Raw genomic sequence first — 22,136 nt, 5'->3', positions numbered from 1 at the left:
GTTAGACTGCCGGCGTGGTCACGAGACTGTCGAAGGTCGCCAAGTACGCCGGTGTGAGCGAGGCGACGGTCAGCCGGGTGCTGCACGACCGGCCCGGCATCGCCGCTGCGACCAGGGATTCCGTGCTCACCGCGCTGGACGTGATGGGCTACCAGCGGCCGTTCCGGCACCGCAGTGAGATGGCCCGGCTGGTCGGCATGGTCCTGCCCGACTTGCACAACCCGATCTTCCCCGCCTACGCGGAGGCGATGGCGGGCGCGCTGTTTCGGCAGGGCCTGGTGCCGGTGCTGTGCACCCGCACGTCCGACGGCGTCTCCGAGGCGCACTACATCGAGATGCTCCTGGCCAGGCAGGTCGCGGGCATCGTGTTCGTCGCGGCCAGCTACGCCGACGCCGGCCCCGAGCAGGCCGCCGCGCTGCAGCGGCGCAAGCTGCCGGTCATCCTGATCAACCCGGCGGACGAGAACCGGGACGTGCCACGGGTCGGCGTCGACGACGCGATGGCCGTCGACCTGGCGCTGAGCCACCTGCAGAGCCTCGGCCACCAGCACATCGGCGTGGTCGTCGGGCCCGCCGGGCACGTGCCGTCCGACCGCAAGGTGGCCGAGTTCCTGGCCCGCGTGAAGGGCCCGGCGCGCAAGCTCGTCGCGCGCACCCTGTTCTCGATGGAGGGCGGCCAGGCAGCGGCGAACCGGCTGCTCACGCAGGGTGCGACGGCGGTCGTGTGCGCCAGCGACGCCCTGGCCCTCGGCGCCATCCGGGCGGCCCGCAAGCAGGGCCTGGACGTGCCCGGCGACCTGTCGGTGATCGGCTTCGACGACTCGACCTACATGGCCTACACCGACCCGCCGCTGACCACGCTGCGGCAGCCGATCGAGACCATCGGCGCGGCCGCGGTCGCGTCCCTCGTCGCCCAGATCGACGGGCGCAAGGTCGCCCTCGAGGAGCGGCTCTACGACCCGGAGCTCATCGTCCGGGACTCCACGGGACCGGTGAAACACCGCCACTGACCTGCGGAAACAACTACATTTGCAAGGCTACGCAAGCGAAGTAGCGACTTCTTGCATTGGATTGCAAGAAGCTATGGACTTTCTGATGTCGATGGTCCTACTCTCGTCTCCACGCGCCGCTGACAGCGGTGCGGCCCTCACACGTCGTGAGCAAGAAGCCACACCCCTCGGGCACGCCACCCGAACTTTTGGCTCGTGGAGAGAGAGGCACCATGAAGCGCACCCTGCGCGGCGCCCTGGGCGTCACGCTGGCGGCCGGCCTGCTGCTGGCCGCCTGCGGCGATAATTCCGATAAGTCGGACGCGGCCGACGGGCCGGTCACGATCACCGTCAACGGCATGCCGGCCGCCACCGACGAGTACAACCGGGCCAACTTCGAGAAGGACATCAAGGACTTCGAGGCGAAGCACCCCAACGTCAAGATCGACGCCAAAGAGGGTCAGATGGACCCGAAGACGTTCAGCGCGAAACTGGCCGGCGGCCAGCTCGAAGACGTCTTCTACGTGTACTTCACCGACCCGCAGAACCTCATCGCGAAGAAGCAGGTCTCCGACATCTCGCCCTACCTCGGCGAGGTCCCGGCGATCAAGGACGTCCGCCCGGTGCTGATGCAGGTGTTCAGCGACAGCAAGGGCAAGGTGTACGGGCTGCCGTCGGCCAACTACTCCCTCGGCCTGATCTACAACCGCAGCCTGTTCAAGCAGGCCGGCCTCGACCCCGACAAGCCGCCGACGACGTGGTCCGACGTCCGCGAGGCCGCGAAGAAGATCACCGCGCTCGGCAACGGCATCACCGGCTACGGCGACTTCAGCAAGAACAACACCGGCGGCTGGCACTTCACCGCCGAGCTGTACTCGATCGGCGGCGAGGTCGCGGTCAAGGACGGCGAGACTTGGAAGGCCGGCTTCAACAACGCGCAGGGCAAGCAGGTCCTCCAGCAGCTCAAGGACATGCGCTTCACCGACAAGTCGATGGCCGAGAAGCAGGCTCTCGAATACGCCGACCTGCTGACCCAGATGGCCTCCGGCAAGCTCGGCATGATGGTCGGCGGCACCGGCGACCTGCCCAACATCGTCAACCAGTACAAGGGCAAGTACGAGGAATACGGCCTCGGCGTCATCCCCGACGGCAAGGCCACCCTCGGCGGCGGCGACGGCTACATGTTCAAGGCCGGGCTGTCCCCCGCGAAGATCAAGGCCGGGCTGCAGTGGCTCGCGTTCCGCAAGCTCGACCCCGACCGGGTCGACGCCGACAAGGCGCTCGACAAGGAGAAGAACCAGCCGGTCGGCATCCCGGAGCCCAACATCTGGACCGGCGCGTCGGAGCAGAAGCTCATCGCCGCCAACACCAAGTACGCCAACGTGCCCGCCGCGAACTACAAGCCGTTCAACGCGGCCAGCTCCGGTGTCCCGCTGAAGGTCGAACCGCCGAACGCGCAGCAGCTGTACGCCGTGCTCGACACCGCGATGCTGAAGGTCCTCACCGACCCGAACGCCAACATCGACCAGCTGCTCAAGGATGCCGAGACCCAGGCCAACCAGATCCTGTCGACAGTCAAGTAACGATGGCGACCCTCACTCCGATCCGTCCCGCGCGGCCCGTCACCACGGCCGCCGCGCGGGACAGGACCAAACGCCGGATCGCCGACAACGTGCACGCCTACCTGTTCCTGGCCGCGGGGCTGCTCTGCTTCGGCCTGTTCAGCTGGTGGCCCCTCGTCAAAGGCATCATGCTGGCGTTCCAGCAGGACAACTTCGTCACGGAGCCGGAGTGGGTCGGGTTCACCAACTTCCAGGCGGTCCTCGACGACCCGCTGTTCTGGACCGCATGGAAGAACACCCTCGAGTTCACCGGCCTGGCGCTGGTCTTCGGCTACCTGGTGCCGTTCGGGGTCGCGATCGTCATCCACGAGCTGCGGCACCTGAAGGGGTTCTTCCGGTTCGCCGTGTACCTGCCGGTGATGCTGCCGCCGATCGTCACGGTCATCCTCTGGCAGTACTTCTACGACCCCGGCAACGGGCTGTTCAACGCGGTCCTGTCCGCGCTGCACCTGCCGGAGTCCGGGTGGACGCAGTCGCCGAAGATGGTGATGATCTCGCTGGTCCTGGTGAGCACGTGGGCCAACATGGGCGGCGCGACCATCATGTACCTGGCCGGACTGGCCAGCATCCCCGGTGAGCTGTACGAGGCCGCGGAGCTGGACGGGGCGAGCGTGTGGCGGCGGATCCGGCACGTGACGCTGCCGCAGATGCGGTTCATCCTGCTCGTGCTGCTCCTGCTGCAGATCGTGGCGACGATGCAGGTGTTCATCGAGCCCTACCAGCTGACCGGCACCACGAACCCGGACTCGATCACGGTGATGGTGCTCATCTACCGCTACGCGTTCACCGTCAACAACGACTTCGGGATGGCCGCCGCGATGAGCGTGCTGCTGTTCCTCGTGCTGGGCGCGTTCTCCGCCGTGTACCTGCGACTGACCCGGAGGGCGTCATGAGCCAACGCTCGCTCATCTCCGACAGCGAGCTGCAGCGCCGGCCGGTGCTGTACCGGGTCGTTCTGACGGTCCTCGCGCTGCTGTTCGTCGCGCTGTTCGTGTTCCCGCTGTACTGGATGGTCACCGGCGCGGTGAAGACGCCGGTCGAGCTGGCGCAGCCGGTGCCGACGCTGGTCCCGCACAGCTGGCACCCGGAGACGTACGTCGACGCGTGGCGCAAGCTCGACATCGGCCGGTACCTGTTCAACACCGCCTTCTACGCGATCGGCGGCTGGCTGTTCCAGCTCACCGTCGACGTCGCCGCCGCGTATGCCCTGTCGAAGCTGCGACCCAGGTTCGGCAACCTGGTCCTCGGCGGGATGCTCGCCAGCCTCATGCTGCCCGCCGCGGCGCTGCTGGTGCCGAGCTACCTGACGGTCGCCGACGTGCCGCTGCTGCACGTGAACCTGCTCAACACCCCGTGGGCGCTGTGGCTGCCGGGCGCCGCGAACGCCTTCAACATCTACGTCCTGAAACGGTTCTTCGACCAGATCCCGGACGAGCTGCTCGACTCGGCCGGTATCGACGGCGCCGGCCGGCTGCGGATGCTGTGGCACGTGGTGCTGCCGCTGTCCCGCCCGGTCCTCGCCGTGGTGTCGATCTTCGCGATCATCGGCGCCTGGAAGGACTTCCTGTGGCCGCTGCTCGTGCTGCAGGACCCCTCCACCCAGACGGTCAGCGTCGCGCTGAGCCGGCTGGCGTTCAACGGCTACGTGACCCCCAACGAGATGTTCGCCGGGCTCGCCATCGCCAGCATCCCGATGGTGGTCGTGTTCGCCGTCTTCCAACGCAGCATCTTGAGCGGCCTGTCCGCGGGCGCGCTCAAAGGCTGATAACACCCATCCCTTTTCGCAAGGAGATCTTCACGATGCTCCGACGATCCCGCCTGCTCGCGATCGGGGCCGCCACCCTGGTCGCGGCAACCTCCATCACCTTGGCAGCGACGCTGCGTGCCGAGGCCGCCACCACCACCTACCAGGCCGAGTCGGCCGCACTGAGCGGTGGCGCCGCCACGGCCACCGACCACAGTGGATACACCGGCTCCGGCTTCGTCGGCGGCTATGTCGACGGCAACAAGGGCAACGCCGCCACCACGTTCAGCGTCGGTGTCTCCGGCACGGCGTCCCGCACGCTGACGCTGCGCTACGCCAACGGCACGGGCTCCGCCAAGACCCTGTCGTTGTACGTCAACGGTTCCCGCGTCACCCAGGTCACCTTGAACGCGACCGCGAACTGGGACTCGTGGGGCACCCGGGTCGACACCGTGGCACTGAACAACGGGACGAACAGCGTCGCGTACCGCTTCGACACCGCCGACTCCGGCAACGTCAACCTCGACAGTCTGGTCGTCGCGGACGTCCCGGCGCCGCCCGCCGGCACGTATGAGGCCGAGTCCGCCACGCTGTCCGGCGGCACGGTCGTCGCGACCGACCACAGCGGCTTCACCGGAACTGGCTTCGTCGGCGGGTACACAGACGAGCTCCGGGGCAACGCGGCCACGACGTTCAGCGTCAGCCGCTCCGGTGCGGGCTCGTCGTCGCTGACCCTGCGCTACGCCAACGGCACAGGGTCGGCGATGACGTTGTCCTTGTACGTCAACGGTTCCCGGGTCACCCAGGTGTCGCTGCCGGCGACCGCGAACTGGGACTCGTGGGGCACCCGGGTCGACACGGTGTCGTTGAACAACGGGACGAACAGCGTCGCGTACCGCTTCGACACCGCCGACTCCGGCAACGTCAACCTCGACAACCTGGTCGTCGCCTCGGTGGCGACGTCGCCGACCCCGTCCCCGTCCCAGTCCACCCCGCCCGCGTCCGGCGGCGCTGAGCTGGAGACGGCGTTCCTGTCCGGCGGCCCCACCGTTGCCACCTCGATCGGCGGGTACACCGGCAGCGGCTACGCGACCGGCTTCACCGCCGTCGGGGCCCGCGCGATCCGTACCGTCAACGTCGGCGCCGCAGGCAATGCGGCCACCACCCTGCGGTACACCAACAGCACCGGCAGCGCGAAGACCCTGTCGACCTATGCCAACGGGGTCAAGGTCGGGCAGCTGGCACTGCCCGCCGGCGGCGGCTGGCTCACCGTGGCGCAGACGCTGCCGCTGCGGGCCGGGCTCAACCTGATCGGCTACCAGTACGACAGCGGCGACAGCGGCAACGTCGCCCTCGACAACGTCGCGGTCGCCGGCTCCGCGGCCCTCGCCGCGCGCGGTGCGACGGTGCCCTACACCGAGTACGAGGCGGAGAGCGGCACCACCAACGGCGTCGCGATCGGCCCCGACCGCGCCTACCTGACCGTCGCCGCCGAGGCGTCCGGCCGCCGCGCGGTCCGCCTCGACAACGCCGGCAAGTACGTCCAGTTCACCCTGTCGAAGCCCACCAACTCCCTCGTCGTGCGGGCGTCCGTGCCCGACAACGCGGCCGGCACCGGGACCAGCGCCAACCTCGCCGTCTACGCCGGCGGCGCGAAGGTGAAGGACCTGCCGGTCAGTTCCACCTACAGCTGGGTGTACGGCGCGTACCCGTACAACAACAACCCCGCCGGCGGCGAGGCGCACCGGTTCTTCGACGAGTTCCGCACCACGCTGCCCAGCTACCCGGCCGGCACGGTGCTGAAGCTGCAGAACGACGGCGGCACCCCGATCACCGTCGACCTCATCGACACCGAGGTCGTCGCGCCGGCCCTGTCCGCGCCCGCGAACTCGCTGTCCATCGTGGACTACGGCGCCGTTTCGGGCTCCGGCGACGACACCGGCGCGTTCAACACTGCCGTCGCGGCCGCCCGGTCGCAGGGCAGGACGCTGTGGCTGCCGGCCGGCACCTGGGACATCACCAGCCGGATCAACGTCGACAACGTGACCGTCCGCGGTGCCGGCATGTGGCACACCACGGTCCGCGGCGCGAACGGCAAGGGCGGCTTCTTCGCCACCGGGCCGCGCGTCCAGCTCGCCGACTTCACCATCGCCGGGGACGTCCGGTACCGCGACGACGCCAACTTCGACGCGGCCCTCGAAGGCAACTTCGGCACCGGCTCGCTGCTGCACAACCTGTGGATCGAGCACACCAAGGTCGGGCTGTGGGCGTCCAGCGGCACCGACGGCCTGTACGTCGCCGGGGTCCGCATCCGGGACACGTTCGCCGACGGCGTCAACCTCAACGGCGACCTGCGCAACACCCGCGTCGACCAGAGCGTCCTGCGCAACACCGGCGACGACGCCCTCGCCATGTGGTCGAACTCGGCGCCGGTGACGAACACCGCGTTCACGTTCAACACCGCGCAGCTGCCGATGCTCGCCAACACGGCGGCCATCTACGGCGGCAGCGGTAACCGGATCGAGGACAACCTGTTCTCCGACACGGTGTACGCGTCCTCCGGCATCGCGATCAGCACCTGGCACGGCGCGCAGCCGTTCGCCGGGACCACGAGCGTGCAGCGCAACACGCTGACCCGCACCGGTGGCTACGAACGCAACTGGGGCTCGTCCATCGGTGGGCTGTGGTTCTACGCCGAGGCCCGCGACATCACCAGCACCGTGCTGGTGAAGGACGTCGACATCCTCGACAGCTCGTATCAGGGCCTGCTCATGACGTGGCAGCGCACCATCTCCGGCGTCACGTTCGACCACGTGCGGATCGCGGGTGCCGGCACCTACGGCATCGAGATCTCGGCGGCGGGCTCGTCCACCTTCAACTACGTCACCGTCTCAGGGGCCGCCTCGGGTGGCTTGTTGAACAACACCGGATACACGCTCGTGCGTGGCCCCGGCAACAGCGGCTTCTAACCCTTCACAACCAGCAGAAAGCGGGGACCTCCAGTGTCCACAGCAGATACCCGTTGGTGGCGCGACGCGGCCATCTACCAGATCTACCCCCGGTCCTTCGCCGACCACAACGGCGACGGCGTGGGCGACCTGGCCGGGGTCCGGGCCCGCCTCGGGTATCTGCGGGACCTGGGGGTCGACGCGATCTGGTTCAGCCCGTGGTTCCCGTCGCCGATGGCGGACGCCGGCTACGACGTCGCCGACTACCGCGACATCGACCCGTCGTTCGGCACCCTCGACGAGGCCACGGCGCTGATCGCCGAGGCGCACGCCCTCGGCATCCGGATCATCATCGACGTCGTGCCGAACCACACGTCGGTCGCGCACGCCTGGTTCCAGCGGGCCCTCGTCGACCAGGCCTACCGGGACCGGTTCTGGTTCCGCGACGGCCGCGGGGATCTTCCCCCGAATGACTGGGGTTCCATCTTCGGCGGACCGGCCTGGACGCAGGTCGCCGACGGGCAGTGGTACCTGCACATGTTCGACGCCGGCCAGCCCGACTTCAACTGGGACAACCCGGTCGTCCGCGAGGAGTTCGAGGACATCCTGCGGTTCTGGTTCGACCGGGGCGTCGACGGCATCCGCATCGACTCCGCCGCGATGGTCGTCAAGGACCCGGCGCTGCCCGACTTCGACCCGGCGTCGCCGCCGGACCCGCACCCGTGGAACGACCGCGACGAGATCCACGACGTCTACCGGGGCTGGCGCCGGGTCGCCGACAGCTACCCCGGCGAACGCGCCCTCATCGGCGAGGTCTGGCTCGCCGACCAGCAACGCTTCGCGCTGTACCTGCGCCCCGACGAGCTGCACGCCGCCTTCAACTTCGACTTCCTCGGCTGCCCCTGGGACGCAAAGGCGCTGCGCCGTTGCGTCGACGAGACCCTCGACGCACACGCCGCGGTCGGCGCGCCCGCCACCTGGGTGCTGTCCAACCACGACGTGACCCGGCACGTCACCCGCTACGGCCGGGTCGAGACCGGCTTCGAACACGACCTGCGCCAGACCCGGCACCTCGCCCCGACCGACCTGGCCCTCGGCACCCGCCGGGCCCGCGCCGCCGCGCTGCTCACCATGGCCCTGCCCGGCTCGGTCTACGTGTACCAGGGCGAGGAACTCGGCCTGCCCGAGGTCGAGGACCTGCCGGCGGCGGCGCGACAGGACCCGTTCTTCGCCCGCACCGGCGGCGCCGACCCAGGCCGCGACGGCTGCCGGGTGCCGCTGCCCTGGTCCGGAACGGCACCGCCCTACGGCTTCGGCGGCGACGGCTGGCTCCCCCAGCCGGCGGACTGGGCACAGTGGGCGGTCGAGGCGGAGTCCGCCGACCCGTCCTCGATGCTCAACCTGTACCGCCGGGCCCTCGCCCTGCGCCACGCCGAACCCGGCCTCGGCGACGGCCCCATGGCGTGGCTCGACGCACCCGCCGACGTCCTCGCCTTCACCCGCGACGGCGGCTTCGCGTGCGTCGTCAACCTGTCCGGCGCCCCGGTCGACCTGCCCGCCGGCGTGGTCCTGCTCACCAGCGGCGACCTCGACGACGGCCGGCTGCCCGTGGACACCTCGGCCTGGCTGCGCCTGCCCTGACCCCCGGCGGGGCGGGGCGCCGCCCCCGCCCCGCCGGCACCGGTCAGACCGTCAGCCAGGACCCGGTTGTGGTCGGGTCGGCGACTGTCGAGGGCATCGGATCACGGTAGAGACGCCGTCCGGGTCCGGGTCTCCCCTGTTCGGACGGTTTCCGGCGGTCCTGATACAGCTCGGTCGGCGAGCTGACAGTCTCGTTGGAGACGGCACGGCAAAGGCCCGGTGGCTACGGTTTGCGCACAGCTAGCCACCCCAAACGGAGGATTCCCTTGTCACCCAAGGAAAAATCCGGCCATGCCGTCGTGCTCGGTGCCAGTATGGCCGGGCTGCTCGCCGCGCGTGTCCTGAGCGAATCATTTGCGAACGTCACCATATTCGACCGCGACACCCTGCCCGCCGGCGCCGCCAACCGCAAGGGCGTGCCGCAGGGCGAGCACTCCCACGGGCTGCTCGCCCGCGGGCGGCAGGTGCTCGAGGAGCTCTTCCCCGGCCTGGTCGCCGAGCTGACGGCGCAGGGCGGGATCCCCGTCGACATCATGCGCGACTGCGTCTGGATCCAGGGCGACCGGCCGATGCCGCGGGTCGCGTCCGGGCTGGCCGGCCTGTGCGTGAGCCGGCCGGCCATCGAGGCCGGGGTCCGCCGGCGGGTCCTCGCCCTGCCCAACGTCGTCGTGCTCGACGGGCACGAGGCGACCGGCCTGCTGTTCGACGGCGTGCGGGTCACCGGCGCGCAGGTGCTGCCGGCCGGCGGCACCGTGCACGACGTCGCGGCCGACCTCGTCGTCGACGCGACCGGCCGCGGCAACCGGGGCCCGACGTGGCTCGCCGCGATCGGGTTCGACCGTCCCGCCGAGGACCGCGTCGACCCGCTCACCGTCTACGTGTCCCGCGACTACCGGCGGGTGCCGGGCCAGGAGGACTTCGCCGCGATCATCACCTCGCCGAACCCGGCCCGCCCGTTCGGCGCCGTCGCCATCGCCGCCGAGGGCGACCGCTGGATGGTGACCCTCCTCGGGGTCGGATCGGGCCAGGCCCCGCCGAGCGACCCGGACACCTACGCCGACTTCACCGCGAACCTGCCCGACCCCCGGCTGCACGAGCTGCTGAGCACCGCCGAGCCGCTGGGCCCGCCGATGCGGATGCGGCTGCCGGCGAGCGTGCGGCGCCGGTACGAGCGGATGACCCGGCTGCCGGACGGTCTGGTCTCGATCGGCGACGCGATCTGCAGCTTCAACCCCGCCTACGGCCAGGGCATGACGGTCGCGGCGGCGGAGGCGATGGAACTGCGCGACGCGCTGCGGGCCGGCCGGGCCGGGCTCCCCCGCCGGTTCTACGCGAAGGCGGCGAAGGTCGTCGACGTGCCGTGGGACATCGCGGTCGGCGCCGACCTGGCCAACCCGGAGATCCAGGGCGAGCGGACCGGCAAGACCCGCTTCCTCAACGCCTACGTGGCGAAGATCCAGGTCGCGTCGTCGCGCAGCGCGGCGGTCGGGCGGCGGTTCCTGGAGGTGGCGAACCTGATGAAGGCGCCGCCGAGCCTGTTCGCCCCGGGCGTCGTGGCCCGGGCCCTGTGGTTCAGCCGCAAACCGTCGCCGGCCCCGGCCACCGCAGTGCCGACCCCGGACCGCCTGCCGGTGTGACGTGTTCCGTGATCCGGAAGACCTTGGGTGCCCAGGAGTACACAAGGTCTTCCGGATCATGAGACGCGGACGGGCGCCGGAGCGAGGCGGCGGGACACCACGACGTGGACGGCGAACAGCAGGTATCCGACCAGCAGCGGCAGCGTCACCGGAATCAGCGCGCCGATCACGGCGGCGATGGATGACACCCCGGCCACCATCGCCGCCGTGAGCGGTTGCCGCCACACCGTGCCCGCCGCCCAGTGCAGTGCACCCGCCCACGAGTGGTGATGGGCCAGGTGCACGACGCCGAACGCGCAGGCGGCGAGCAGTGCGGCGGCGACGGCACCGGTGCCGAGGAGCACGGGCAACCCGCCCGGGACCCGGCCTGAGGCGACGGCGCCGAGATTGAACAGCAGGAGCCACCCGAGGACGAGCACCGCGGCCGTGGCGAGCGCGCCGGGCAGCAGCGAGCGCAGGAACACCCGCCACAGCGCCGACGGTCGCACCGCGGAGCCGTCGATGATGTCGCGCACGGCGACGGAGCCGGCGTGCACCGCCGCGCCGGCGGTGAGGACCGGCAGGCTGGCCACGGTGACGGCGATGCCCACGAGGGCAAGGTCGGCCGCCACCGTGACCGTTTCCCGGAAGTCGCGGCTCATCGCAAGCTCACCCCTTCAGGCCGGAGGTGTTGATGCCCTCGACGAGCATCTTCTGGAAGGCGAGGAAGAACAGGAACACCGGCAGCAGCGACAGCACCGACATCGCGAACATCGGGCCGATCTCGGACTGGCCCTGCGAGTCGATGAACAGCCGCAGCGCGACCGGCACCGTGTACTTGGGCAGGTCCGACACGTAGACGAGCTGGCGGAAGAAGTCGTTCCAGGTCCAGATGAACGAGAAGATCGCCGTCGTCACGAGGGCCGGGCGGCTCAGCGGCAGGATGATGGTGCGGAAGACGCCGAACGTGGTGCAGCCGTCGATCTTCGCGGCCTCGTCGAGCTCGCGGGGGATGCCGCGCATGAACTGGACCATGAGGAACACGAAGAACGCCTCGGTGGCCAGGAAGTGCGGCAGGATCAGCGGCAGGTACGGGAACTCGCCGCCGACCAGGTCGAGCTGCCGGAACACGATGAACTGCGGGATGATGAGCACGTGCCCGGGCAGCAGCAGGGTGCCGACCATGATGGCGAACCAGGCGGCCCGCCCGCGGAACCGCAGCCGGGCGAAGGCGTAGGCGGCGAGCAGGCAGGACAGCGCGTTGCCGACGACGACGAGCAGCGAGACGACCGTGCTGTTGATGAAGAACCGGCCGAAGGTCGTGTCGAGGTGCGACCAGCCCTTGGGGTAGTTGCCCGGGGTGAAGACCTCCGGCAGGACGCCGTGGTTGCTGAGCATCTCCGGCTGGCTCTTGAGCGAGCTGCCGAGCACCCAGAACAGCGGGTAGAGGATGATCCCGAGCAGAGCGAGGATCACCACCGTGCGCAGGATCGACTTCATCGCTCATCCCCGTAGTGCACCCAGAACCGGCCCGTGCTGAACAGCACGACGGTGAGCAGGCCGACGGCGAGCAGGAACACCCACGCGAGCGCGGAGGCGTAGCCCATCTCGTAGTCGGTGAAGCCCTTGATGTACAGGTAGAGCGTGTACATCAGGGTCGAGTCGACGGGACCGCCGGTGCCGCCGCTGATGACGAACGCCGACGTGAAGCCCTGGAAGCCGTGGATCGTCTCCAGCACGAGGTTGAAGAAGATGACCGGCGACAGGATCGGCAGCGTGATCGACCGGAACTTGCGGAAGGCGCCCGCGCCGTCGACGGAGGCGGCCTCGTAGAGCTCGACCGGGACCTGCTTGAGCCCGGCCAGGAAGATGACCATCGGCGCGCCGAACTGCCAGATCGCGAGCAGGATCAGCGTGCTCAGGGCGTAGTCGGGGTCGTTGACCCAGCCGGGGCCGGAGATGCCGAACAGCGCCAGGAACGCGTTGAACGAGCCGTCCCGGCTGAACATCGACACCCAGACGATGGCCAGGGCCACGCTCCCGCCGAGCAGTGACGGCAGGTAGAACAGGCTGCGGTACAGGCCGACGCCGCGGACCGCCTTGTTGAGCAGCAGCGCCACGCCGAGCGCGGCGGCGAGCTTCAGCGGCGTCGCGATGACCGCGAACAGCACCGTGACCTGCACGGCGTGCCAGAACGTCGGGTCCTCGGTGAACATCCGCTGGTAGTTGTCGAACCCGACCCAGTTGAGTTCGGACCAGTCCGACAGGATGTCGTAGTCGGTGAAGCTCAGCACCAGCGACATGAGCATCGGGATGGCCGTGATGGTGGCCAGCCCGATGAGCCACGGTGTCAGGAAGAGGTAGCCGGCGAGCCCTTCGCGACGGGGGCCCCGCGGTTCGACGCGGGGCCCCTTCGCCGCTCGGTGCAAAGGTGCCGGCGCGGTGGTCAGCGCCACTGGAAGAGCCTCACTTCGAGATTGCGGACTTCGCGGCCGTGACGAAGGCCTCGGCGGCCTGCGCGGGGGTGGCCTTGCCGGCCTGCACCGATTCGGCGGCCTTGATGAGTTCGGAGCGCAGCGTGCTGTGCCCCTTCAGCGGGACCTGCGGGGACGGCCCGAACGTCTTGCCGAGCGTGTTCTCGACCTCGATGGAGGTCTTCATGGCGGCGTCGGTGACGCTGCTCTGCACGGAGGCGCGGATGTCCATGTTCGGCGGCAGGCCGCGGTCGGTGCCGAGGACCTTGCCGACCTCGGGGTCGTTGGCCAGGAAGTTGATGACGTCGACCGCCACGTCCTTCTTGTCGCTGCCCCGGTAGACGGAGAAGTACAGCGCCGCGCGGGCCCACTGTGCCTTGGGGTCGCCCGGGTACGCCACGACGCCGAGCTCGTCCTTGGTGTTCTTCTGCAGCTCGGGTAGCTGGTTCACCCAGACCCACGAGGTAAGCGCTTTCCCGGTCACGACAAGTTGCTTGGTGATGTCGGTGGCGTTGCCTTCGCGGATCACGTCGGCGGTCGGGGTGGCCTTGCGGTCCCGGGCGCCCTTCCACAGGTCGAACCAGGCGGTCACGTCCTGCGCCGTGAAGCCGAGCTCCTTGTCCTTGTACAGGTCCTTGTTCTGCTGGCGCAGCCAGATCCAGAACGCCTTGTAGTCCGCGCTCGGGTCCTGGGTGCCGGGGACCTTCGTGGCCGTGGTCGCGGTCGCGGCCCAGTCGATGAACGCCTCCCACGTCATGCCGGTGGTCGGCAGCGGCTGGTTGGCCGCGGCGAGCTTGGTCTTGTTGAACACCAGGCCCTGGGTGTTCTCCCCGAAGGCGACGCCGGCCAGCTTGCCGTCCACGACGCCGTACTTCCACAGGCTCTCGGGGAACTTCGAGGTGTCGAGCTTGTTCGACTTCTGATACGACGTCAGGTCGAGCGTGACGTTGCGCGACGCGTACTCCGTCAGGAAGTTGTCGTCGATCTGGAAGATGTCCGGCGCGTCGTTGCCGGCCGTCAGCGTGGCGAGCTTGTCGAAATACCCCTGGTTGGCCTGCCACGTCTTCTTGAACGTGACGTTGGGGTGCTTCTTCGTGTAGAGGGCGAGCGCCTCTTCGGTGAGCTTGGCACGGGCGTCGCCGCCCCACCAGAAGATGCTCAGCTCGACGGGCTTCGTTGAGTCGACCGCTGGTGCCTCGCCGCCGTCGTCGCCGCAGGCGGCAAGCGGAGCGAGCAGCACTGCGGCGAGGGCGGTTGCCAGAAGTCTACGGCGGGGTGTTCCGGACATGGCGTGTCACTCCCTGGCAGGGGATCAATGAGGGTTGGGTCCGGTGGAGTCGCGCACGATGAGCTCCGTCTGGAGCGTCACCAGTGCGTTCGTGCGGCGTTCGTCGTCGTGCTGCAGGAGCATGTCGACGGCCGCCCGCCCGGCGGCCGCGGTCGGGGTGGAGACCGTGGTCAGCTTGGGGCGGATCAAGCGGCTGAGCATGATGTCGTCGATCCCGACGACACTGAGCTCGCCCGGGACGTTCACGCCCCGGTCGTGCAGTGCTTCGAGCAGTCCGATCGCCATGAGGTCGTTGTAGGCCAGCACGGCGGTCGCTCCGGTGGCCCGCACGGCGTCGCACGCGGCGGCTCCGGCGGCCTCGGTCGGTTGGTGCGGTCCGAGCACGGTCAGGTTGGCACCGGCGAGCTTCGCCGCGGCCATCGCCGACCGCCGGATCTCCCGGTTGGTCCACGAGCCGCGCGGCCCGCCGAGCAGGGCGAGGTCGTGGTGGCCGAGACCGACGAGGTGCTCGATCGCGGCCTTCGCGCCGTTCGCGACGTCCATGACCACCGCGGGGAGCCCGTCGACGGCCCGGTTGACCACGACGAGCGGCACCTCGCGGCGCAGCTTCTCGATCAGGTCGTTGCTCATGCGCGGGCTGCACAGCAGCACGCCGTCGACCTGCTTCGCGAGGGCCTGGACGAGCTGCTCCTCCATGATCGGGTCTTCGTTGGTGTCGGCGACGAAGAGGTGGTAGTCCCGCTGCCGGGCCTGCGACTCCGCCGCCTTGATGAGTGGTGGGAAGAACGGGTTGGCGATGTCGGCGACGATCAGGCCGATGTTGTGGGTCCGCCCGGTGATGAGCGCGCGGGCCGCACGGTTGGGCCGGTAGCCGAGGCTCTCCGCGGTGGACAGCACCCGGCTCCGGGTGTCCGGGTTGACCAGATGCGGTGCTGAAAACGTGCGCGACACGGTGGAGACATGGACGCCGGAAGCGCGGGCTACATCTCGAATAGTGGCGGGCACGGAGTCATTAATGCAAACGGTTGCTGTCATGTCAACGCCCATGGATGCAGAAAATCCAGGGGTATTGACCCGGCGCACGGTCATGGAGCATGGTGTCGCTGCAACCCTTTGCAGTCGCCGCAGCAGTCGCGGCAGCAGTTCCAGGGAGCGACAACCGATGCACACCCGCTACGCGATCGTCGGCACCGGATCGCGCGCTGAGATGTTCACGCGCGCACTCACCGGGCCGCATCGCGACACCTGCGCGCTCGTCGCGCTCGCCGATCCGGAGCCGCACCGCCTCGCCGTGCACAACGCACGGCTGCCGGCCCCGGTCCCCACCTACCCCGCCACCGAGTTCCGCCGCATGCTGCACGAAGAGAAGGTCGACGTCGCGATCGTCACCACCGTGGACCGGGTCCACGACGAGTACATCGTGGCAGCCCTCGAGGCAGGGTGCGACGTGCTCACCGAGAAGCCGATGACCGTCGACGCGCAGCGCTGCGCGCGGATCCTCGACGCGGTGCGGCGTACCGGCCGCCGGGTGCGGGTCACCTTCAACTACCGGTACAACCCCTTCCATGAAACTTTCAAGCGACTGATCGCCGACGGTGAGATCGGCGAGGTCGGCTCCGTGCACTTCGAGTGGCTCCTCGACGTGCGCCACGGGGCCGACTACTTCCGCCGCTGGCACCGCGCCAAGGCCAACTCCGGCGGCCTGCTGGTGCACAAGTCCGGGCACCACTTCGACCTGGTCAACTGGTGGCTCGACGACGATCCCGCCGAGGTCTACGCGCAGGGCCGGCTGTTCTTCTACGGTTCGCAGGGAGCCGGCGCCACCGCGCCGAAGGAGCGGTTCGCGCTGGGCAGGGACCCGCACCGCGACGTGCTGTACACCGGCACCACCGACGGATACCGGCGCGACCAGGACGTCTTCGCGCCCGGGATCACCATCGAGGACGACCTCGCCGTCCTCGTCCGCTACTCCCGCGGCGCCACGATGACCTATCACCTGACCGCCTACGCCCCCTGGGAGGGCTACCGGGTGATGGTCAACGGCAGCAAGGGCCGCCTCGAGCTGGAGGTGGTCGAGACCGACCACGTCGCACCCGGGGCGACCGGGCTCATCAAGGGCGACGAGCCGGGCCGGGCCACGCTGCGCGTCCATCCACATTGGAGCGAGCCGCGCGAGATCCCCATCCCCTACGAGCGGGAGGGCCACGGCGGCGGCGACGCCCGCATGCTGGCCGACCTGCTCGGCGCCGGCCCGCCCAGCGGCGTCGCCGCCGCGGAGGCCGAGGACGGCGCCCGCGCGCTGCGCATCGGCCTGGCCGCCAACGAATCCATCGCCTCAGGGCTGCCCGTCAGGATCCGACACGATGCATGAAGACCAGTTGCTGCCCGCCGAACCCGGGATCAGAACCATCGCACGGGAGCTGTACCGGCACGCCAAGGACCTCCCGCTGATCAGCCCGCACGGCCACGTCGACCCGGCGATCGTCGCCGACGACCGGCCCTTCCCCGACCCGGCCAGGCTCATCGTCGTGCCCGACCACTACGTCACCCGGATGCTCGCCAGCCAGGGCATCGCCCAGCACGAGCTCGGGGTGCCCACCGTCGACGGCAGCCCGACCCAGACCGACGGGCGCACCATCTGGCGGCTCCTGGCCGCCAACTGGCACCTGTTCCGGGGCACCCCGTCGCGGCTGTGGACCGAGCGGGTCCTCACCGACGTCTTCGACGTCACCGTGCCGCTGCGCGTCGACACCGCCGACCTCGTCTACGACCTGCTGTCCGAGCGCCTCGCCGACCCCGCGTTCCGCCCGCGGGCGCTGTTCGACCGGTTCAACCTCGAGGTCCTCGCCACCACCGAGTCGCCGCTGTCGGACCTGACCGCGCACGCCAAGCTCGAGGCCGACGGCTGGGGCGGGCCGGGCGGGCGGGTCATCACCACGTTCCGCCCCGACGACGTCGTCGACTTCGAGTGGCCCGGCTGGTCCGGGCGGATCGAGCAGCTCGGCGTGACCTCGTTCCCGCAGTTCCTGGAGCGGCTGCGGGACCGGCGGCAGGCGTTCATCGCCGCCGGTGCCACCTCCAGCGACCACGGCCACCCGACCGCCGCGACCCTGGCCCTGTCCCCCGCACACGCCGCCGCGCTGTTCAACAAAGCGCTCACCGGCAAGGCGGACAGCCGGGACGCCGAGCGGTTCCGGGCGCACATGCTGGTCGAGTTCGCCCGGATGTCCGTCGACGACGGCCTGGTCATGCAGCTGCACCCGGGCGCGGTCCGCAACCACAACACGGCCCTGTTCGCCCGGCACGGCCGCGACGTCGGCGGCGACATCCCCTCGCCGACGGAATACGTGCGCTCGCTGAAGCCGCTGCTGGACGCGTTCGGCACCGACCCGCGGTTCCGGATCGTGCTGTACACCCTGGACGAGACCGTGTTCACCCGGGAGCTGGCACCGCTCGCCGGCGGCTACCCGGCGGTGTTCCTCGGCGCGCCCTGGTGGTTCCTGGACAGCCCCGAGGGACTGCGCCGGTTCCGGGAGACGGTCACCGAGACCGCCGGGTTCGCCAACACCGCCGGCTTCGTCGACGACACCCGCGCGTTCTGCTCCATCCCGGTCCGGCACGACGTCGCCCGCCGCATCGACGCCGGGTTCCTGGCCCGGCTCGTCGCCGAGCACCGCCTGCCCCTCGACGAGGCCGCCGAGACGATCGCGGACCTCGCCTACCACCTGCCCAAACGCGTCTACGCACGCACCGTCCTCGCTCAAGGAGCACGATGATCACCGGGTTGACCGTCCACGACGTCCGGTTCCCCACCGCCGCGGCGGGTGACGGGTCCGACGCGATCAACCGCGGCGACTACTCCGCCACCTACGTCGAGCTGACCGGCGACGACGGCGTCACCGGCGCCGGCCTCACCTTCACCAACGGCCGCGGCAACGAGATCACCTGCGCCGCCGTCGAGGCCCTCGCCCATCACGTCGTCGGGCACACCGTCGAGGAACTGTGCACGGTGGAGGGGTCCCGGACCCTGACCGCCGACGTGCAGCTGCGCTGGCTCGGCCCGGAGAAGGGCGTCATCGCCCTGGCCGCCGGCGCGATCCTCAACGCCGCGTGGGACCTACGGGCCCGCCGGGCTGGCAAGCCGATGTGGCAGCTGCTCGCCGAGCTGCCGACCGCCGACCTGCTCGCCGCCGTGGACTTCCAGCACATCACCGACGCGCTCACCCGTGACGAGGCCGCCGCGATGCTCGACAAAGGGCTCCCGGTGTACGAGGAGCGCCTGGCCCACGCACGTGCCGTCGGCCTGCCCTCGTACACGACGTCGGTCGGCTGGCTCGGCTACCCGGACGACAAGGTCCGGGCGTTGACCCGCCAGGCCGTCGCCGACGGCTGGACCGCGGTGAAGATGAAGGTCGGCGGCGCCATCGACGACGACGTCCGGCGGGCCCGGATCATCCGCGAGGAGATCGGCCCCGACGCGCTGCTCATGCTCGACGCCAACCAGGTGTGGGACGTCGACGAGGCGATCGCCAACCTGGGCCGCCTCGCCGAGGTCGACCCGTACTGGATGGAGGAGCCGACCCACGCCGACGACGTCCTCGGCCACGCCCGCATCCAGCGGGCCCTCGACACGATCACCGGCGGCCGGTGCCGGGTCGCGACCGGTGAGGTCGCCGCCAACCGCGTCATCTTCAAGCAGCTGCTGCAGGCCGACGCGATCCGCGTCATGCAGATCGACGCGTGCCGGGTCGCGGGCGTCGGCGAGGTCCTCGCCGAGCTGCTGCTCGCCGCGAAGTTCGGGGTGCCGGTCTGCCCGCACGCCGGCGGCGTCGGTCTCTGCGAATACGTGCAGCACCTCGCGTTCTTCGACTACCTGCGCATCACCGGCAGCATGGAGGGGCGGATGGTGGAATACGTCGACCACCTGCACGAGCACTTCACCGACCCGGTCACCGTCGTGGACGGCCGCTACCGGCTGCCGTCGCGTCCGGGGTACAGCGTCGAACTGCGCCCCGCCTCGATCGCGGAGTTCTCCTTCCCGGACGGCCCGGCATGGCGCGGCTGAACCGCTCCGCGCCCGTGAAGGTCGAGCCGCTGATCCGGCCGGGCGACGCGGGCGCCGGGATCCTGCACTTCGGGCTGAGCGCGTTCCACCGGGCGCACCAGGCGGTGTTCACCGAGGACGCGATCGCCAAGGGCGGCGGCGACTGGGCGATCGTCGGCGTCGCACCCAGCTCCCACGCCGTCCTGGACGCGCTGCGGGCGCAGGAGATGCTGTACAGCGTGCTCACCGTCGACGGGCCGGACGCCGACGCCCGGGTCGTCGGCGCGTTCGACAGCGTCCTGCACGCCGGGTCCGAGCCGGGCGCGGTGCTGCGGCGGCTCGCCGACCCGGCGATCCGGGTCGTCACGCTCACCGTCACCGAGAAGGCCTACGCGCCGGGCTCGGCGGTGCTCGACCTGATCGTGCGGGGCCTGCGGCTGCGCGAGACGCCCCTCGCACTGGTCAGCTGCGACAACCTGCACGGCAACGGTTCGCGGCTGCGGGGGCTCGTCGGCGACGCGCTGGACGACCCGGACATCATGGCGCTGCTGAGCTTCCCCGGCACCATGGTCGACCGGATCGTGCCCGCCACGACCCCGGCCACCCTCGACCGGGTCGAGTCGCTGGTCGGCGCCCGCGACGAGGCCGCCGTCGCCGCCGAGCCGTTCAGCCAGTGGGTCATGCAGGACGACTTCCCCGGCGGCCGGCCCGCCTGGGACCTCGCCGGTGCCGTGCTCACCGCCGACACCGCCCCCTACGAGCTGCGCAAGCTGCGGGTGCTCAACGGCGTGCACTCGGCGCTGGCCTACCTCGGCGCGCTCGCCGGCGCGCCCACCGTCGACGCCGCCCTGGCGCTGCCCGGCTACCACGCCACCATGGAGCGGTTCATCGCGTCCGACATCGCGCCGACCCTGACCGAGCTGCCCGTCATCCCGTACGGCGAGCAGGTGCTGCAACGGTTCGCCAACAGCGCCCTGCGCTACCGCACGCTGCAGGTCGCCGGGGACGGCAGCCAGAAGCTCCCGCAGCGGCTGCTGGGGACCGTCGCCGACCGGCGCGCCGCCGGCGCGGTGCCCAGCTACGCCGCGCTCGTCCTCGCCGCCTGGATCCGGTTCGTGGGCGGCCGCGCCGACGACGGCACGTCACTCCCCCTCGACGACCCCCTCGCGGGCTCATTGCGCGACGCGTCGCCGTCGCAGGCCCTCGAGCTGCTGTCGCCCGGGCTCGCCGACGATGCACCGCTGCGCGCCGAGATCGACCGGTGGCTGCGGGACCTGGAGCGGCACGGCGCCGCGGGCGTGCTGGCGGCGCTGTGAGCGGCCAGCGAAGCGGCTCGGGCCGCTCACCATCGGCGCAGGTGTGCTCGGACCGGCACCGGAGCGCAGCGGAGGGGACGGTGTGAGCGTGACGCCCACGATCGCGCTCATCGGGGCCTCCGGGCACGGCCGCCGGCACCGGCAGCACATCGAGGACCTCGGCGACCGGGTCCGCCTCGTCGCCCTCGGCGACGTGCAGGGCCTGCCCGGCGAGGAGCTGCCGGTCTACACCGACCACCGGCGGCTGCTCGCCGAGCACAAGCCGGACTACGTCGTCATCTGCACCCCGCCGCACACGCACCTGCCGATCGCGCTCGACGCCGTGCACGCCGGCGCGGACCTGCTCCTGGAGAAGCCGCCGGTGCTCGACCTCGACGCGCACGAGCAGCTGTCCGCGGCGCTCGCCGCGACCGGGCGGCGCTGCCAGGTCGGCTTCCAGGCGCTCGGCTCGCCGACGCTGCCGGCGCTCGCCGCGCTCGACCTGGGCCGGCTGACGCACATCGCGGTCGCCGGCGCGTGGTGGCGGCCCGCGACGTACTGGACCCGGTCGCCGTGGTCGGGCCGGCGCGCCGTCGACGGAGCGCTCGTCAACCCGTTCGCGCACGCCCTCATGCAGGCGCTCGCGATCGGCGCCGTCCGTCCACCGTGGACACTCGAACTGGAACGGTTCCGCACCAGGGACATCGAGGTCGAGGACACCGCCGCGCTGCGCCTCACCCCCGTGGACGGTCCCGTCATCACGGTCGCGGTCACCCTGGCGTCGACGGAGTTCATCGCCGGCGACATCACGGTCACGGGTACCCACGGTGCGGCGCACGTGGTGTACCCACAGGACCGCCTCGACGGCGTCGAACTGCCGGGCCGCATCGGGCTGCTGGAGAACCTGCTGTCCGGCGACCCGCTGCTCGTGCCGCTGTCGCGGACCGCGCCGTTCACCGCCCTGGCCGCCCAGATCATGGCCGCACCCGACCCCGTGCCGTTGACCGGCGTCGCACACGACGACGGCGTCGCCATCCCCGGCATCGCCGACCTCGTCCGCACCGCGGCCGCCCGGCACGCGCTGCTCAGTGAAGTGGGAGACCTGCCATGCGCAAGCTGACCGTCGCCGACCTGCCCGACGGCGGCACCCCCGCCACCCTCGCCGCGCTCGGCACCGGCTGGGGACCCGTCATCCGCGGCGGCATCAGCCGCTACGACGACCCCGGCCACCGCACCCACGACGAGTCGAACCCGCACACCCACGACGTGCCCGAGATCTTCACGATCGTGCAGGGCAGCGGGCACCTGGAGAGCGACGGCGCCCAGGTCACCCGGTTCCAGGCCGGCGACCTGCTCATCATCCCGCCCGGCGAGGACCACCACCTGGTCAGCGACGGCGACGTCCCGCTCGTCTTCACCTGGATGCACCTCGGATCCCTGCCCCGCCCGTGATCCGGTAGACCCTGTGCACCCGG

The 22,136-nt window shown here is 70.5% G+C and carries 18 protein-coding genes; 13 read left to right on the top strand and 5 right to left on the bottom strand.

Features of this window, described 5'->3' with window-relative positions; translation table 11 throughout:
* Positions 1 to 14 precede the first annotated feature (14 nt).
* From ACFPIJ_RS60155 to ACFPIJ_RS60125, 7 genes are all read left to right on the top strand, one after another.
* Positions 15 to 1,010, top strand: coding sequence for a LacI family DNA-binding transcriptional regulator (locus ACFPIJ_RS60155; RefSeq protein WP_380128556.1), 996 nt, complete (start codon positions 15 to 17; stop codon positions 1,008 to 1,010).
* A 212-nt stretch (positions 1,011 to 1,222) separates the two neighbouring features.
* Positions 1,223 to 2,572, top strand: coding sequence for an ABC transporter substrate-binding protein (locus ACFPIJ_RS60150; protein ID WP_380128555.1), 1,350 nt, complete (start codon positions 1,223 to 1,225; stop codon positions 2,570 to 2,572).
* A gap of 2 nt (positions 2,573 to 2,574) precedes the next feature.
* Positions 2,575 to 3,504: a carbohydrate ABC transporter permease gene (locus tag ACFPIJ_RS60145; RefSeq protein WP_380128554.1), complete on the top strand. Its 930-nt coding sequence runs from the start codon at positions 2,575 to 2,577 to the stop codon at positions 3,502 to 3,504.
* Positions 3,501 to 4,376, top strand: a complete 876-nt coding sequence (locus ACFPIJ_RS60140) for a carbohydrate ABC transporter permease (protein ID WP_380128553.1) — start codon at positions 3,501 to 3,503, stop codon at positions 4,374 to 4,376. The genes ACFPIJ_RS60145 and ACFPIJ_RS60140 overlap by 4 nt, the downstream gene beginning before the upstream one ends.
* A gap of 35 nt (positions 4,377 to 4,411) precedes the next feature.
* Positions 4,412 to 7,324, top strand: a complete 2,913-nt coding sequence (locus tag ACFPIJ_RS60135) for a CBM35 domain-containing protein (RefSeq protein WP_380128552.1) — start codon at positions 4,412 to 4,414, stop codon at positions 7,322 to 7,324.
* Positions 7,325 to 7,357: 33 nt separating this feature from the next.
* Positions 7,358 to 8,944: a glycoside hydrolase family 13 protein gene (locus tag ACFPIJ_RS60130; RefSeq protein ID WP_380128551.1), complete on the top strand. Its 1,587-nt coding sequence runs from the start codon at positions 7,358 to 7,360 to the stop codon at positions 8,942 to 8,944.
* A 299-nt stretch (positions 8,945 to 9,243) separates the two neighbouring features.
* Positions 9,244 to 10,581, top strand: a complete 1,338-nt coding sequence (locus ACFPIJ_RS60125; RefSeq protein WP_380128550.1) for an FAD-dependent oxidoreductase — start codon at positions 9,244 to 9,246, stop codon at positions 10,579 to 10,581.
* A 56-nt stretch (positions 10,582 to 10,637) separates the two neighbouring features.
* Here ACFPIJ_RS60125 and ACFPIJ_RS60120 read toward each other — a convergent pair whose 3' ends face one another.
* From ACFPIJ_RS60120 to ACFPIJ_RS60100, 5 genes are read right to left on the bottom strand one after another with little or no spacing between them, the layout of a single operon-like run.
* Positions 10,638 to 11,222 carry a hypothetical protein gene (locus ACFPIJ_RS60120; RefSeq protein WP_380128549.1) on the bottom strand — a complete coding sequence of 195 codons (585 nt, stop codon included), beginning with the start codon at positions 11,220 to 11,222 and terminating at the stop codon, positions 10,638 to 10,640.
* A gap of 7 nt (positions 11,223 to 11,229) precedes the next feature.
* Positions 11,230 to 12,060, bottom strand: a complete 831-nt coding sequence (locus ACFPIJ_RS60115; protein ID WP_380128548.1) for a carbohydrate ABC transporter permease — start codon at positions 12,058 to 12,060, stop codon at positions 11,230 to 11,232.
* A complete protein-coding gene (locus tag ACFPIJ_RS60110) occupies positions 12,057 to 13,016 on the bottom strand; it encodes a carbohydrate ABC transporter permease (RefSeq protein WP_373318724.1) in 960 nt (319 codons plus the stop codon). The genes ACFPIJ_RS60115 and ACFPIJ_RS60110 overlap by 4 nt, the downstream gene beginning before the upstream one ends.
* 10 nt (positions 13,017 to 13,026) lie before the next feature.
* The gene (locus tag ACFPIJ_RS60105; RefSeq protein WP_380128547.1) at positions 13,027 to 14,322 is read right to left on the bottom strand and encodes an ABC transporter substrate-binding protein; all 1,296 of its coding nucleotides are present in this window, start codon (positions 14,320 to 14,322) and stop codon (positions 13,027 to 13,029) included.
* A gap of 24 nt (positions 14,323 to 14,346) precedes the next feature.
* Positions 14,347 to 15,327, bottom strand: a complete 981-nt coding sequence (locus ACFPIJ_RS60100; protein WP_380128546.1) for a LacI family DNA-binding transcriptional regulator — start codon at positions 15,325 to 15,327, stop codon at positions 14,347 to 14,349.
* A 157-nt stretch (positions 15,328 to 15,484) separates the two neighbouring features.
* Here ACFPIJ_RS60100 and ACFPIJ_RS60095 point away from each other — a divergent pair, with 157 nt between their 5' ends.
* From ACFPIJ_RS60095 to ACFPIJ_RS60070, 6 genes are all read left to right on the top strand, one after another.
* Positions 15,485 to 16,693 carry a Gfo/Idh/MocA family protein gene (locus ACFPIJ_RS60095; protein ID WP_380128545.1) on the top strand — a complete coding sequence of 403 codons (1,209 nt, stop codon included), beginning with the start codon at positions 15,485 to 15,487 and terminating at the stop codon, positions 16,691 to 16,693.
* Positions 16,686 to 18,098, top strand: coding sequence for a glucuronate isomerase (gene uxaC, locus ACFPIJ_RS60090; RefSeq protein ID WP_380128544.1), 1,413 nt, complete (start codon positions 16,686 to 16,688; stop codon positions 18,096 to 18,098). The genes ACFPIJ_RS60095 and uxaC overlap by 8 nt, the downstream gene beginning before the upstream one ends.
* On the top strand, positions 18,095 to 19,387 hold the full coding sequence (locus tag ACFPIJ_RS60085) for an enolase C-terminal domain-like protein (RefSeq protein ID WP_380128543.1): 1,293 nt from the start codon (positions 18,095 to 18,097) through the stop codon (positions 19,385 to 19,387). Before uxaC ends, ACFPIJ_RS60085 begins: the two co-directional genes overlap by 4 nt.
* Positions 19,375 to 20,682: a mannitol dehydrogenase family protein gene (locus ACFPIJ_RS60080; RefSeq protein ID WP_380128542.1), complete on the top strand. Its 1,308-nt coding sequence runs from the start codon at positions 19,375 to 19,377 to the stop codon at positions 20,680 to 20,682. Before ACFPIJ_RS60085 ends, ACFPIJ_RS60080 begins: the two co-directional genes overlap by 13 nt.
* 88 nt (positions 20,683 to 20,770) lie before the next feature.
* On the top strand, positions 20,771 to 21,781 hold the full coding sequence (locus tag ACFPIJ_RS60075) for a Gfo/Idh/MocA family protein (RefSeq protein ID WP_380128541.1): 1,011 nt from the start codon (positions 20,771 to 20,773) through the stop codon (positions 21,779 to 21,781).
* Entirely contained in the window at positions 21,769 to 22,113 is a 345-nt protein-coding gene (locus ACFPIJ_RS60070; protein ID WP_380128540.1) for a cupin domain-containing protein, read from the top strand. The genes ACFPIJ_RS60075 and ACFPIJ_RS60070 overlap by 13 nt, the downstream gene beginning before the upstream one ends.
* Positions 22,114 to 22,136: the final 23 nt, after the last annotated feature.

It is taken from the genome of Dactylosporangium cerinum (genome assembly GCF_042653625.1).
Classification (GTDB): domain Bacteria; phylum Actinomycetota; class Actinomycetes; order Mycobacteriales; family Micromonosporaceae; genus Dactylosporangium; species Dactylosporangium cerinum.
The sequence above is the reverse complement of the archived record's forward strand: the minus strand, read 5'-3'. Positions and strand labels throughout refer to the sequence as shown.